Raw genomic sequence first — 14,584 nt, 5'->3', positions numbered from 1 at the left:
CAAAACTTAAATAGTTTTGTCATAAAAGAGACAAAATAAAATGTAATCTTCTATTTACAACTGTATTAAAAAAGCCAAAATCATTAAAAAATGAAATTTAACTTATTAATACAAATGAAGAAATAAAAAGCTAAATGTTAATAACTAAATAGTCAGATTATTGGTTTTGCATAATAGAGGCATGATTAAATTGATAGGTATTGACCGAAAGTGCTATGAATTACACCTTCGGCCATTAAACGAGGGAGCTTAACTTACATTTTTGCTATTTGAATCACTAAGCGGCGGTTTTTATCTCGGCCTAAAATATTGTCATTGGTATCTACAAAGCGTTTTTCACCAAAACCTTCAGTAACCACTTTAGTTTCATCAACACCTAAGCCAACCATGTAATCCTTAATAGCCTTAGCACGGGTTCTGGATAAATCGAGGTTATTCCAGCGACCGCCGTAACTATCGGTATAGGATGCAATACTGATTGACTCTATACTGGGGTCGTTTTTCAAATACTCAGCAATTTTATCGAGGCGCTGCTGCGATGACTTAGTTAACTTACTGCTATTAGATTCATAGTTCATTATAGTGAACGAAATATCTTCAAAATTGTATGGCAGCAATTCGTCTCGGCATTGTAAAAATGCCCAATACGCTTGCTTAAAGTTAACATTAGACATACCCACGGCAATTTTATCGGCACTATTTTGCCAGTCTTGGTAGTAAAAAGTGGGTTGGTTACCTTTTTCAAGCTCAGTCAGCATTTCCCATGCTGTTTTATTGCCTAATTCACCATCAAACTTTTTAAGTAATTTCATATCAGCAATATCACGGGCAGGGCGGCCTGCTCGCCAGCTAGGTGGTACCGCTTTTAAACCGGCAATCGCGTAATTTTCTGGGCGCACCACCATGTCTAAATTAAAAGTGAGATCTTTGTTTTTACTTGCTGATGCCTTAAAAACAGCTTCACCATAGTAGGGAACTTCATGATTTAATTGGCATTGTAAGCGAGTTGTTTTAACCAAGTTCCAGTTTGAATTATCTTGGTTAGCCGTGTACTGGCGCATTGCCGCAGTTGTATTCAAACTACACAGCACACTACTAATGCTTAGGCTAATAAATAACAACTTACACTTCATTGAGAATTCTCCAGTTATCTAGCTTTGCCAAAAAAGTGACAAAAATCGTAAAATATTACGCAACAGCAAATAATTCAGCGTAAACGCTAATTACAAAGCAAGTAACATGCCTATAGTTTAACTGTAATTAATCAATAAATCCCCTAGCCGACAGGCCATCAATTTTGACATAATAGACAGCTAATCCCTATAAACCAAGAATACTATGGCAAATACTGAGCAAACACTTTTCGCACAACGCTTTCGTGGCTTTTTTCCTGTGGTTATTGATGTTGAAACCGCCGGTTTTAACAAAGAAACTGACGCATTACTAGAAATTGCAGCATCCGTTTTAAAAATGGATGACGAAGGACTGCTTAGTATCGATCATACCGTTCATTTTCATGTGCAACCGTTTGAGGGGGCAAACATTGAGCAAGCTGCCATTGAGTTTAATGGGATTGAGCCTTTTTCAGCACTGAGAGGGGCAGTCCCTGAAGAAGAGGCGATTAAAGAAATTTGTAAAGTAGTGCGCAAAGCGCAAAAAGCCGCAGGGTGTCAGCGCTCTGTGGTGGTTGCTCATAATGCTGCTTTTGATCATGGCTTTTTAAATGCGGCTATTGAGCGTAATAATATCAAGCGCACACCATTTCATCCGTTTGTTAGTTTTGATACCACATCACTTGCTGGTTTGGCATTAGGGCAAACAGTATTAGCTAAAGCGTGCCGAGCAGCAGGAATAGAGTTCGATAACAAACAGGCGCATTCCGCGTTATACGATACAGAGCGCACTGCTGAACTGTATTGTTTAATTGTTAATCGTTGGCAGCAACTAGGTGGTTGGCCACTTGCTATAGATGAAACACAACAAAGCGAAGACGAAGCAAGCAACCAAGATTAGAAACTCAGCTCACAATAGTGAATACTTACTTTGTGAGCTGAGTCAGTTTTAATTAGTTTAATTAAAACGATTGCGTTATTTTACCTTCACTATGAGTGATTAAATGTGGTGGGTAATTACGAGAAAAGCTAATTGATTCTCGTGCAATTTTAAGCTCTACCCCGGGGTGCATAAGCTCATTAACTTTTAAGCGACTGAGCGCTAAAAGCTGCGTCATTTTCTTTCTTAGCAACTGCTTTTGCTGATTGATGCTGGCGCTTCGGTTTGCTATGTGTTCTTCATTCGTTGTTATTTTATTCAAAAACTGCTGACGCTGTGCGCTTGCAACTTGTTTATTAATTCGCTGGCGCGCTTGCTGTAGCTCAATTGATTTACTAATTAGAACTTTTTCAAAGTCAGTGATTTGCGCTTGTTTTTGTTTTAGCACGTACCAGCGCTGAGCGATGCAAACACGGGTTTTAGTTCCTGCTGGTGCTCCTAACTCGCCTGTTTCAATACGCATTGCATCAAGAATATGGCCACCAATAATTTTACCTTTGGGATCTTTTGCATTGCCCACCCTAATTAGATTTCCGGCACTCAAGTCACAATGTAATGATTGGCGATCTATTAATAAGTTTTGATCCGTTTTTATGTCACAGTATTGAGAGTAACCAAGCGCAACGGTTCGTTTAGCTAAAATAGAACAGGTAAATGGCTCATCGGCTTCTCGCTTTCTGCCAATTGCACCCTTTACTATTGTGATGGCGCTATCACTTTTTAGCTGTGCCGATTCAACAAAGCCTAAAACAGTAATATCGCCGCTGGCGGTCACGCGCATGCCATCTTTTATATCACCACTGACTATAATACTGCCATCAAATTCAACATGGCCAGTAGTGGGATCAATATTATGAAAACATAAAACATCATCAACACGCATACCACGGGGAAGGGCAACCGGTACGCCAGTACAGTCGGCAATTAATAAGTTGGGGTTGTCAGGCGCAATTTTAGTGCCGTCAAAAGGTTGTAATTTATGTTCTTTGCCAGGGGTTGCAGTTAGTACATCACCAAACACAGTAAACCCATCAACCCCCGATGTTGCTGGAATGCGCCGCATTAATTCACAACCAGGTTTTACAGTAATAATATCACCTAGGTTTCTCATATCGACTTTACCACCGCCTTTAGCTTGCGGGCTAAGTACGCGGTCTTGCGCTGTGCAGCAAAGGCGCACAAATTTGGCATCGTTACCCACTTTAGGTGCACGACCAAAAGCGACTTCGGCGCAATGCGTGCTTCCTGGGGGTTGTTCGAACTGTTGCGCCAATAACTGTTCTAATGCATGAGAGCTAATGCCTTTTACAACCCCTGCTTGTGAAAACTCTTCAATCGCTTGTTCCATGCTAAGCAATTTACCGCCCTTGGCAGTAATAAGGGTAGCTTCAACGAGCATATTCTTTTCATCGATGTTTATGGTTAGCTTTGCATCAATGGCTTGAGCAATTACTAAAGAGGGGGCTTCTTCGGCGTTATTTTGAGCAAACAGCTTACCAATATTGCTAGCAATAACCTCACACTCGCAATATTCTGACTGGCCAATTAATTCAATAAGCTGTGTTGCTGTTGAGGCTAAACCTGAAACATGAGGGTGTGAAACTAAAGAGATATACCCCGTTTGCTCATTAAAAGAAAAAACCGACATTTATAAATCCTCTAGGTAATATGTCTGTTATTATTTTTTATAATTTATTAGACCAAGGTCTAGCCTTGCATTTGAGCATAAAGCACCATCATTGTTAAGTAATTGTTTCTTAATTGTCCAATATTTTACATTTACATGTGTGTTTGATGCATGATTAACCAACCAATAAAATAAAACGCCTAAGGTGTTGAGTATTCGTAGGTTACTCGGTTATACTGCTTGGACACTCTGAATGAGTAACCTTATTCAGGGGCTGATTAGGATTCGACGGAATTCAAGAAGCCCGAGGTGCATGTCGAGGTGCGGTTTGCCTCGTAAAAAAGCCGCAATTTAAAGTAATCGCAAACGACGATAACTACTCTCTAGCAGCTTAGGCTGGCTAGCGCTCCTTCCATGTATTCTTGTGGACTGGATTTTGGAGTGTCACCCTAACACCTGATCGCGACGGAAACCCTGGCCGGGGTTGAAGCGTTAAAACTAAGCGGCCTCGCCTTTATCTACCGTGTTTGTCCGGGATTTAAAGGTTAATTAAATGACAATACTAAACATGTAGTACCGACGGTCGAGGCTTTTCGGACGGGGGTTCAAATCCCCCCAGCTCCACCAATAACGGTTTTTAAATTCGTTTGTTTAAAAACCCTAAAAAACCGCAACTTGAGCAATCAAGTCGCGGTTTTTTTATGGCTAAAATTTCATATAAGCTATAAAAATGGGGGGTACAGCTTTTAAATTTATCCATAGTTGTTGATTTTTTTTCGTCAGTTAATGTGCGGTTATTTTTTTGAATCGAGTAATGCTGAACTCAGCTTAGAGGCCAGCTTTACTTTTACTGGGTTTAAGGTTTTAGAAAAAGTTAAGTAAGTTGGCTCTGAAGTTAATACCTCTTCACTTTTAAACAAGATATTTTTGTATTGATTTTCTAGAGTAATTGCGTTGTCACTATGAATAATGCCATCTATTCGCTCGGCCTCCATAAGCTTTAACACAATCGATATATCTGAAAACCTGTAAAGTTCAACTCCCTTTGCATTTAGTTTTGCATGTAAGTCATCATTTAGAGCAAACCCTATTTTTGCAGCCAAAATTGCTTTTTTGTTAATTAACTCATCTATATTACGTTTTTGCTTTAGGGTATATAAAGAAACCGTTACCTCATCAATCTTGGTGGCAAGGACGTAATCTAAAAACTCGGCTCTATCATCTCGATAAACAAGACCAACAATGCCATCAATATCACCATTAACCGCTTTTCTTAGAAGTTGTTGTACAGGATAAAATTCAATATCAACGGCTACTCCAGATGTTGTACTTATCGCTATTATTTGTTCTACATGGCGTCCTTTGGGTTGGTTATTTAACTCATAACTATAAGGGGGGTAGTCTTGAATAAAACCGAGTATTAAATTTTTCGAGTTTGCATTTGCATCTAAGCACAAAAGGATAAATATAAGCGTATAAAAAGTTCTACACATAAGTTATCTCTTACTTATTTAATTTACTAATAACTATAGCGTAATCCGGATACTTTTTTGTAGTTAACTTTTAATTACTTTAGCTGTATGTATAACACTAATAGCCTAATTACAGACACTATCTTACTTGCCTATTTTTTGTATTATGAGCCAATGATTAACTAGGAGCCTTTATATGGATATTTTTACAGCTGAACACATTTCGCCTTTAATTTCGCTGTTACTCATTGTACTGGCGGGTTTTACTTCGTTTGTATCGGCCGCTTTTGGTGCGGGCGGCGGGTTAATGCTGTTGGTGGTAATGGCGTCGGTGATGCCTATGGCGGTGGTGGTGCCGGTTCATGGTTTAGTGCAGTTGGGCTCTAATGCCAATCGGTTGTTGTTAAGTATTGCCCATCTTGATAAGCCGATGTTGTTGTATTTTACTCTGGGTGGATTAATTGGCGCGGGGCTATCAAGCCAAGTAGTAAGCGATATTAACCTTGATAGCATGAAGTTGTTTGTGGCTTTATTTGTGATTTATTTATTGTGGGGAACAATTCCTGAATTTAATAAAGACTCACGATTAGGGCGCTTACTAGCGGGCTTAATAACCGCATTTATCTCGACTTTTGTCGGAGCAAGTGGGCCTTTGGTAGCGAGTTATTTACATATTAATCATTACGATAAGCTTAAATTTACCGCGACTTTTTCAAGTATTATGACCTTGCAGCATAGTTTAAAAGCCGTTGTTTATGCGGGGCTGGGTTTTAGCTTTTGGCAATGGTTGCCGTTAACACTGGCGATGATTTTAAGCGGAGCCATTGGCACATGGTTAGGGATTAAATTACTTAAGCGGTTATCGGTGGCACGTTTTAGAGTTATTTTTAAAGTGATTTTAACCCTGCTTGCCATACAGCTTGCATGGCAAGGGATGAGTGTAATACTTACTTAATAGCGGCTTTTATTGGTTTGTCGCCATCAAATACTTCAAATATGCAGCGATTGCTGCCTTGCTCTGTGGCAATGGTAAATAGAACATGGGCTACGTTTTCACGGCTAATGATTGCTTTATCGCGATCTTTGGGACGTTCGGTAGAAATAAGCTTAGAGGCACTCTCATTAGTGAGTGAGCCTGGACGCACAATGGTGTAATTGAGTCCGCTATTAATCAAATGCCTATCAGCCATATGCTTAGCCACTAAATAGGGCTTTAAATCGCTTTGGATTGCATCTGGATCGTCAGCACCAATAGAGCTCACCATTGTAAAGTACTTAGCGGCATGCTCTTTTGCGTAATTAATGGCTTTGGTGGCGGCCCATAAATCAATAAGTAAGGTTTTATCTGCGCCGGTGTTCCCGCCTGAACCTGCGGCAAAGATGATATGGTCGCAACCGTGCAGCGCATCGCTAAAATCATTTTCTAAATCTTGCTCTACGATTGTTAAATAGTCGCTATTTAAGTCATCTAATTTACTTTTGTCACGTACTAAAGCCACTACAGGATGTTGGCGTTCAAGCAATAGTTTGGTGGTTAGTTTACCAATCTGCCCACTTGCGCCAATAATTAAAGTCTTACTCATAATTAATTCCTTCTCAATATAGTGTAAAGATTGTTCGTACAAACAGACCTTGGGGTAGGGAATTATTTTTAAAGGGTAAATGGGATTTAAATGAGCTTATTTAAAAAAACATATTAGTTAAAAAGTCATTACTTAACTGAGCATTAAAATTAGCTGCTTTAAAGATGTTTTTTAGAACTTTTACTCGATCATTATACTTACTTCGGTTACATAGTTACGGTGGTATAAGCTAATACCTACATTGCGTTCTTGATAATTACAATAAAGGGTTTTGTAGGTATTACTACCTTTAAATTTTATTGCGAATAAGGTCTCGAACAATAAAGCGCCCTGGGTGAATTGCTTGGCTTACACGCTCGCTTAGTGGGCGTGGTTCATTGTTTAAACTACTTATTAAATGCTCAGCAGATAACGGTGCACTGCATAATGCTCGCGCACCAAAGCCGGTAAAAATATGTAGGCCCTGTTGTGGTTTTTCTAACGGCTGATATTGATAGCGCTTGCCCAAACGTAAATTGGCAAATGCACGTGTATAATCAGTTTGCTCCACCCATTCACCGGCCATAGGTAAGTGGTCAATAAAACTACAGCGAACAGCGGCTTTGGCTGAGCTAATATCGCCTAAGCTAGTGGCAAATTCAGTGTTGTTATAAAAACTCAGTAGTTGCTCGCGGTTAGTGTGGTTGTCTTGCTCGGTCACTTCACGGCTCTTACTATTTTTTTCAAAGGTGGCGCCCATACAATGATGATCTAAATAAGCGGGAGTAAAATAGCCTTTGTGACACAACACGGTATTAAGTTTACGAGATTGCTCGCTTGCCTGAACATGTGACACTTGGCCGCGAACGCCAACAATGGGAAGTGTTTTGGTTTGCGTAAATGCATCACTGTGCTCACCAGTACAAATAATCACATCGCTAAAGGGGCCAAATGTTTGCTTTTGCGTGGTTAAGTACCAACCATCGGGTTGTTTATTAAATTGCTCAATATGGCAGTTAAATAGGCTTTCAAACGAATTTAATTGCTGTGCGGCATCTAACATTGCACAAACTAACTGCGGGGGATTAACCCAGCCGCCTTGTTCAAAAAACACCCCTGAGTAACCTGTTTTAACCCCAGCGATAGCATCACCCTCATTAGCAGTCACATTTCGCATAAGCTGCTCTGGCCACAGTTGTTTATCAGCGAGGTTCTGATGGCGATCTGCCAATGGCTGTTTTACTGCATGTTGTAGTACACCACACCACTGGTGATCAAACAAAAAGCCATTGTTGATTAATTGATTATAAAGTCGCTTCGCGTATAAAAAACTATGGGCAAAAAATTCACTATGTGGCGAGTTTTTTGCCTGTAAGTGCGGATACACAGCCCCTTGTACATTGTGCGATGCCCCCATAGCGGGCTTTTTATCTTGGCAAAATAAGTGGCTTTTTATCCCACGCTTTGCGAGGCTATAAAGGATACAACTGCTCGCTATACCACCGCCAATAATAGCCACACTTGAAAGCGGTGAGGGGGGATGCTCAAAATAGGCGGGGGCTGATTGTTTTGGGTTGGCTTGAGCAAGTGTGCCAATTAGCATCTCACGCTTTCGGCCAAAACCTTTGGCTTTTTGCATGCTAAAGCCTGCCTCGTTTAGTCCTCTGCGCACAAAGCCCGCAGCGGTAAATGTGGCTAATGTGGCATTGCTTCTGGAAATATCGACCATGGCGTTAAATACACTTTGCTGCCACATGTCGGGGTTTTTACTTGGCGCAAAGCCATCTAAAAACCACGCATCAACCAGCCCACTTTGTGGGTAGCTTATGCTATTAATACATTCCAGTACGTCGCCAAAGTAGAGGTCGAGGATTACACGGCCATTGGCAAATTCAAGTCGGTGGCAGCCATTTAAATTAATCGGGTAGTGGGTAACGAGTTGGTCGCTTAAATGGCTTAAACTAGGCCAAGCTTGCAAGGCTTGTTTTAAATCATTTACGCTAAGTGGATATTTTTCAAAAGAAATAAAATGTAATCGCTGCACTTTACTTGGTTGTTCATTTTGAACTTGTAGGCACTGTATGTGGTCAGAAAACTGCAGCCATGTATTTAAAAAGTTAAGCCCAGTACCAAAACCGGTTTCGGCGATAACAAAGTGTTCACGGTCATGATTTTGTAACCGTGTATCTATACTGTTTTGTTGATAAAACACATAATGCGATTCAGCAAGGCCGTCGTCATTAGAAAAATAAACATCGTCAAAGTCATTGGCAACTGGTGTGCCTAAGTCGTTAAAGTGTATATGGGCGTTTTTTATCATGACCAATTCAATTTATAGATAATTTTTTAATTATTTTACGTGTTTTCTTTGAAATAGTCTGGCGTTATTTATAAGCTGTAGCTTCAGAGTACAAGTGTACGCTAGAAAGCTGACCACTTAGATGATTAAATTCGCGTAAAATAGAACACAATTAAGTATTAAGCTAAGGGAATTACCCATGAGAAGAGCCGTAATAACAGGCATCGGTGTTGTATCAAGCATCGGCAATAATAAACAAGAAGTATTAGAGTCACTAAAAGCGGGTAAAAGTGGTATTGCTTTTAATCAAGAATTTGCTGATTACAAATTGCGTAGCAATGTATCAGGTAAAATTGATATTGATGTTAAAGAGCATGTTGATCGTAAAGCAATGCGCTTTATGGGCGATGCGGCGGCTTACTCTTATATTTCAATGGCGCAAGCAATTGAAGATGCGGGTCTTAGCGACGAGCAAGTATCAAACGAGCGTACAGGTTTATTAGTTGGCTCTGGCGGTGGCTCATCAAAATGGCAAGTAGAAGCGGCTGATATTCTTCGTGAAAAAGGCGTTAAACGCGTTGGTCCTTACATGGTGCCACGTACTATGGCAAGTACCACCTCTGCATGTTTAGCAACGCCGTTTAAAATTAAAGGTGTTAACTATTCAATTAGTTCTGCGTGTGCAACTTCTGCGCATTGTATTGGCCACGCGGTAGAACAAATTCAATTAGGCAAACAAGACGTTATTTTTGCAGGCGGCGGTGAAGAACTTCACTGGACGTTAGCAATGGAATTTGACGCTATGGGCGCGCTTTCTACTAAATATAACGACACACCTGAAAAAGCATCACGTACTTACGATGCAAACCGCGATGGTTTTGTAATTTCAGCTGGTGGCGGTATTGTGGTTGTTGAAGAACTTGAACATGCACTTGCTCGTGGCGCGCATATTTACGCTGAAATTACCGGTTACGGCGCAACCTCTGACGGTTACGACATGGTTGCACCATCGGGTGAAGGTGCAGCACGTTGTATGCGTCAAGCTATGCAAAACGTTGACAGCATTGATTACTTAAATACCCACGGTACATCTACACCGGTAGGTGATGTTAAAGAGCTTGGCGCTATTCAAGAAGTATTTGGTGGTAACTCGCCAATGATCAGTGCCACTAAAGCAATGACAGGCCATGCATTGGGTGCGGCTGGCGTTCACGAAGCTATCTTTTCATTATTAATGCTTGAGCACGGTTTTGTTGCGCCATCTATCAACATTGATGAGTTAGATGAACAAGCGGCAGGTTTGAATATTGTAACCGAAGCAAAAGACGTTGAACTAAACACGGTTATGTCTAATAGCTTTGGTTTTGGCGGTACCAATGCCACGCTGGTAATGAGCAAATACAAAGGTTAAGTTAATCGTTAACTATTTTAAAGCCGAGCAAAATGCTCGGCTTTTTCGTTTGTGCTAATAGGGGGTTGTTCGTTACAATAGCGCCTCATTTCGCCAAACGGACTCACAATGAAAATTCTTGCCGATCAAAATATGCCTTTAGTTGAGCAATTCTTTAAAGATATGGGTGAGGTTGAACGATTTGATGGCAGGCAATTAACCCCTGAACAACTTATCGATGTTGATGTACTGCTTACCCGCTCAGTTACTCAAGTTAACAGTGAACTATTAGCACAGGCGAATAAACTAAGCTTTGTAGGTACCGCCACGATTGGTGTTGATCATATTGATACTGATTTGCTCAGTGCTAACAATATCGGCTTTACCAGTGCGCCTGGCTGTAATGCCATTGCCGTAGCTGAGTATGTAATAAGTAGCTTATTTGCATTAAGCCAAGAAAATGCCAGTCCGTTAAGTGGTAAAACAATCGGTATTGTGGGTGTAGGTAATATTGGTAGTTGTTTAGCGCAAAAGTTAAAAGCACTGAACGTTAATTTACTATTGTGCGATCCAATTAAGCATGAGCAAGGGCTATTAACCGAGCATGTTGAGCTTGATGAGCTATTAGCGCAGTCAGATATTGTTACTTTTCATGTGCCGTTGATTAAAACGGGTAGGCACAAAACCCTGCACATGCTTGATAAAACACGCTTAACTAAACTTAAATCTGGGCTGACATTAATAAACGCCAGCCGAGGTGATGTAATTGACAATCAAGCCTTACTTGAAGTGATGCAAGCCGGAGCTGAACTCGATTTAGTGCTTGATGTTTGGGAAAATGAACCTAATATTTTAACTGAATTACTGGAGCACGTGCGCTATGCCAGTGTTCACATTGCAGGGCATACCCTTGAGGGTAAAGCGCGAGGTACACAAATGTTGTACCAGCGCTTATGTGAGCTCAAAGGGGTTAACGCAATAAAATCGCTTGATGATTTTTTACCGCCTCCAGCGATTAAAAAAGTCACCCTAGAAAGCAGTTTTAGCGAAACAGATATAGCCCGTTTAGTGCATTTAGTTTATGACGTACGCCGTGATGATGGCATTTTACTACGTCACTTGGCCGATGAAGGCTTTGACAGCTTACGAAAAAACTACCCAACCCGCCGTGAGTTTAGCACTGTGATGGTTGAAGGTGATAGCACCGAGCTTGCTGCACTCGCCCAGCTTGGCTTTACCACAGTAAACTAATTTAATTAGCGCGGTTGTTTTAACCGTGCTTACAGAGGATGAAATATGTCGCAAAAATATAACGTTGCCGTACTCGGCGCTACCGGCCTTGTTGGTCGTCAAATCATTGAAACTTTGGAAGATCGTAAATTTCCGGTCGATCAGCTGTTTTTATTAGCAAGCAGCCGAAGTGCCGGCGAAGATATAAAGTTTCGTGGTGAGAGCATAGAAGTACGCGATGTTGAAGGCTTTGACTTTAGCCAAGCGCATATCGGCTTATTTTCTGCTGGTGGCAGTGTGTCTGAAAAGTACGCCCCGATTGCTGCAGACGCGGGCTGTATTGTTATTGATAATACCTCACACTTTAGAAATGACTTTGAAGTGCCGCTAATTGTGCCAGAAGTGAATTCAGCGAGTTTAGCCGATTTTAGAAACCGTAATATAATCGCTAATCCTAATTGTTCAACTATTCAAATGATGCTCGCGCTTAAACCTATTTATGATGCCTACGGTATTGATCGTATTAACGTTTCAACCTACCAAGCAGTGTCGGGTGCAGGCAAAGAAGCGGTTGATGAACTGGCAAAACAAACAGCTAACTTAATGAATGCACGTCCAATGGAAAACGACATTTTTCCTAAGCAAATTGCGTTTAATGTTATTCCGCAAATCGATAGCTTTGAAGACAATGGCTATACACGCGAAGAAATGAAAATGGTAAACGAAACGCATAAAATTTTAGGCGATACCACCATTGCAGTAAACCCGACCTGCGTTCGTGTACCGGTGTTCTTTGGTCATTCTGAGTCAATTAATATAGAAACGCGTATGCCTTATGACTTTGAGCATGTGAAGCAATTATTGAGCGATGCACCGGGTGTTGAGCTAATTGATGATGCGGGTGATTACCCAACGGCTGTCTCTGATGCCAGTGGTAACGACACTGTTTACATTGGCCGTTTACGTGCCGATATTTCACACCCACATGGATTAAATATGTGGGTAGTAAGTGATAACACCCGTAAAGGGGCAGCAACCAACAGTGTGCAAATAGCAGAAGAACTGATTGCTAATTATATGTAATTAGCCTGAATACAGTGATAATCCAATAAACGGCAAACCAAAGTGGCTTGCCGTTTTTTTGTGCTTAAATTGCCATTTTTTTGCCACTTATAAACAACAGTAGTGTAAACACTTTGATAAACAACATAAAAATATTTTTATCTTGATGTTTAAGGTATTTATTTTCAATGCGTTGCGATGGATATTATGGCTTAACTGGTTTATAGTTTGTAACTGGAATAGAGCTTGCAATAAAAATAGATTGTAATAAAAATGTGCGTTAGCCTCGTGGTTAACAACGGCAAGAATAATCAATGTTTAAGCGCCAATTGAAAGCGCTGTGTTAACATTTAAACATTAAAGGATCAGCATGCGCGGTTTCGTTTCACTTATTATATTAGCGTCTGCACTGATGGTAACGACTGTTTACTCTCAAGACAGTACTCAATTAAGAGGGCCTAAAGGCGCAGATTACGGCGCACAGGGGCGTTCTATTGGGCCAATAAAACCAACCGATACACTTTGGCGCATTGCCGTTAAGGTTCGTCCTGATAATTCAGTTAGCATTTACCAAGTTATGCAAGCCTTGTATAACAAAAACCCCAACTCATTTTTAGAACAAAATTTAAATCATATGCGAAGCGGTTCTTACTTAAAGATACCTACTTTGGCAGAAATTAGACGAGTAAACCCGCAATTAGCTAAGCAACGCTCTGAGCAAGATGATGACCTGTGGGAAAAAAAGAAAAATGGTACGCTTACTCAAGCAGAAATTAATTCAGCACAAACACAAGTCACGCAAGCTCGCAAAGCTGATGTTGATGAAGCTAAAAAAGAGTTACAACAAGAATTAAAAGCGATAAAAACAGACCAAGGTAATAAATTAGTTGAGCTTCAGCAGCAGTTTAAAAGTTCAGTTAGCAACGTAGAAGAGATCTTAGTTGAAAACAACAACCTAAAAAAACAGCTTACAGGTATTTCAAACGAGTTAGAAAACGTTCGCTTACAGCTTGGTCAAGACAGTGAAATACAGCAACAGTTAAAAGAATTAATCCTTAAGCAAAATGAGATTATTGCGCAGCAAAAATTAAAAGAGGTAGAGCAAGAGAGTGAATTTAGCTTTGCCGCGCTACTTTCGAATCCTTTAGTGCTGATTTTATTAATGACCATTCCGGCTTTATTGATCATTTTTGCCGTTGTTATGTGGTTGCGTAAGCGAAGTAATAATCAAGAGCCTGAAAGTGACGATGATGAGTTTATTCCACAAGCACCTGCTTTTACTGATCCGATAGATGAAGTGCCAGAGCCCACTCTTGATGAAGCGCCAGCCCCCGATCCACTTGATGATATAAGTGTGCAACTAGACGATAACATGGATGACGTGTTACTCGATGATGATGTTGATTTAAACGATGATCTCGACGACGACAGTCTTCTAGATCAAGATGAGTTAGAAAGCCTACTCAGTGATGATGTTGTTTTTGAAGACGAAAATACCGAAGACGATGAACTTGATGTTTTCATGCAACAAGACTTTGATAGCTCAGATGAAGATGACACGGGCGATACAATTAATCTTGACGAATCGGATGATATTTTAAGTTCAGATGACTTAGATAGCCTGTTTGACGAAGAAGACGACGATGCTCTGCCAGATGAACCTAAAGGTGAATCGAATGATGATATGGCAGCACTTAGTGAAGAACTTGCTGAAGAGGGCGAAGACTTTAACATTGACGACTTGCTTGATGAGAATAATGAACAAGCAGATGATGTAACAGCACAAGCTGATGATGGCGAGTTTGATATAGACAGTTTACTCGATGCTGAGCAACCAGCTACTGAAGATCAAAGCGAAGAGCCAGATATCGACAGCTTAGTTGATGAAGA

At 40.5% G+C, this 14,584-nt stretch carries 11 protein-coding genes and 1 other RNA gene; 7 read left to right on the top strand and 5 right to left on the bottom strand.

All coding sequences use genetic code 11. The features are described 5' to 3' along the window. Positions 1-254: 254 nt before the first annotated feature. The gene (locus CWB78_RS01625; RefSeq protein ID WP_138594003.1) at positions 255-1,133 is read right to left on the bottom strand and encodes a flagellar protein MotY; all 879 of its coding nucleotides are present in this window, start codon (positions 1,131-1,133) and stop codon (positions 255-257) included. Positions 1,134-1,338: 205 nt separating this feature from the next. Between CWB78_RS01625 and rnt the strand changes: the two genes are divergently transcribed. Then, on the top strand, positions 1,339-2,013 hold the full coding sequence (gene rnt / locus CWB78_RS01620; RefSeq protein ID WP_024602076.1) for a ribonuclease T: 675 nt from the start codon (positions 1,339-1,341) through the stop codon (positions 2,011-2,013). Positions 2,014-2,074: 61 nt separating this feature from the next. On the opposite strand, the gene CWB78_RS01615 is transcribed toward rnt, so the two are convergent. Further along, a complete protein-coding gene (locus tag CWB78_RS01615) occupies positions 2,075-3,700 on the bottom strand; it encodes a flagellar assembly protein A (protein ID WP_138594002.1) in 1,626 nt (541 codons plus the stop codon). Positions 3,701-3,949: 249 nt separating this feature from the next. On the opposite strand from CWB78_RS01615, the gene ssrA reads away from it, so the two are divergent. Next, positions 3,950-4,306, top strand: a transfer-messenger RNA (tmRNA) gene (ssrA, locus tag CWB78_RS01610). Positions 4,307-4,473: 167 nt separating this feature from the next. Here ssrA and CWB78_RS01605 read toward each other — a convergent pair. After that, the gene (locus CWB78_RS01605) at positions 4,474-5,172 is read right to left on the bottom strand and encodes a substrate-binding periplasmic protein (RefSeq protein ID WP_138594001.1); all 699 of its coding nucleotides are present in this window, start codon (positions 5,170-5,172) and stop codon (positions 4,474-4,476) included. A 175-nt stretch (positions 5,173-5,347) separates the two neighbouring features. Here CWB78_RS01605 and CWB78_RS01600 point away from each other — a divergent pair, with 175 nt between their 5' ends. Continuing rightward, positions 5,348-6,106 (top strand): sulfite exporter TauE/SafE family protein, encoded by a 759-nt coding sequence (locus CWB78_RS01600; RefSeq protein WP_138594000.1) that lies wholly within the window; start codon positions 5,348-5,350, stop codon positions 6,104-6,106. On the opposite strand, the gene CWB78_RS01595 is transcribed toward CWB78_RS01600, so the two are convergent. Next, the gene (locus CWB78_RS01595) at positions 6,099-6,734 is read right to left on the bottom strand and encodes an SDR family oxidoreductase (protein WP_138593999.1); all 636 of its coding nucleotides are present in this window, start codon (positions 6,732-6,734) and stop codon (positions 6,099-6,101) included. The genes CWB78_RS01600 and CWB78_RS01595 overlap by 8 nt on opposite strands. Positions 6,735-7,023: 289 nt before the next feature. Next, positions 7,024-9,033, bottom strand: a complete 2,010-nt coding sequence (mnmC, locus tag CWB78_RS01590; protein ID WP_138593998.1) for a bifunctional tRNA (5-methylaminomethyl-2-thiouridine)(34)-methyltransferase MnmC2/FAD-dependent 5-carboxymethylaminomethyl-2-thiouridine(34) oxidoreductase MnmC1 — start codon at positions 9,031-9,033, stop codon at positions 7,024-7,026. A gap of 178 nt (positions 9,034-9,211) precedes the next feature. On the opposite strand from mnmC, the gene fabB reads away from it, so the two are divergent. The 4 genes from fabB to CWB78_RS01565 form a co-directional block, all read left to right on the top strand. Continuing rightward, positions 9,212-10,423 carry a beta-ketoacyl-ACP synthase I gene (fabB, locus tag CWB78_RS01585; protein ID WP_010388041.1) on the top strand — a complete coding sequence of 404 codons (1,212 nt, stop codon included), beginning with the start codon at positions 9,212-9,214 and terminating at the stop codon, positions 10,421-10,423. A gap of 108 nt (positions 10,424-10,531) precedes the next feature. Further along, a complete protein-coding gene (locus CWB78_RS01580; RefSeq protein WP_075169640.1) occupies positions 10,532-11,653 on the top strand; it encodes a 4-phosphoerythronate dehydrogenase in 1,122 nt (373 codons plus the stop codon). Between the two features lie 45 nt (positions 11,654-11,698). Continuing rightward, a complete protein-coding gene (locus CWB78_RS01575; protein ID WP_055013002.1) occupies positions 11,699-12,715 on the top strand; it encodes an aspartate-semialdehyde dehydrogenase in 1,017 nt (338 codons plus the stop codon). 349 nt (positions 12,716-13,064) lie between these two features. Then, positions 13,065-14,584, top strand: a 1,520-nt coding sequence (locus CWB78_RS01565; protein ID WP_283957123.1) for a FimV/HubP family polar landmark protein, incomplete at its 3' end; no start/stop codon positions are given.

Source organism: Pseudoalteromonas sp. S1612 (assembly GCF_005887175.1).
Taxonomy (GTDB): Bacteria; Pseudomonadota; Gammaproteobacteria; order Enterobacterales; family Alteromonadaceae; genus Pseudoalteromonas; species Pseudoalteromonas undina.
Note: the sequence above shows the minus strand (reverse complement) of the source record. Positions and strands in the feature narration are given on the sequence as shown.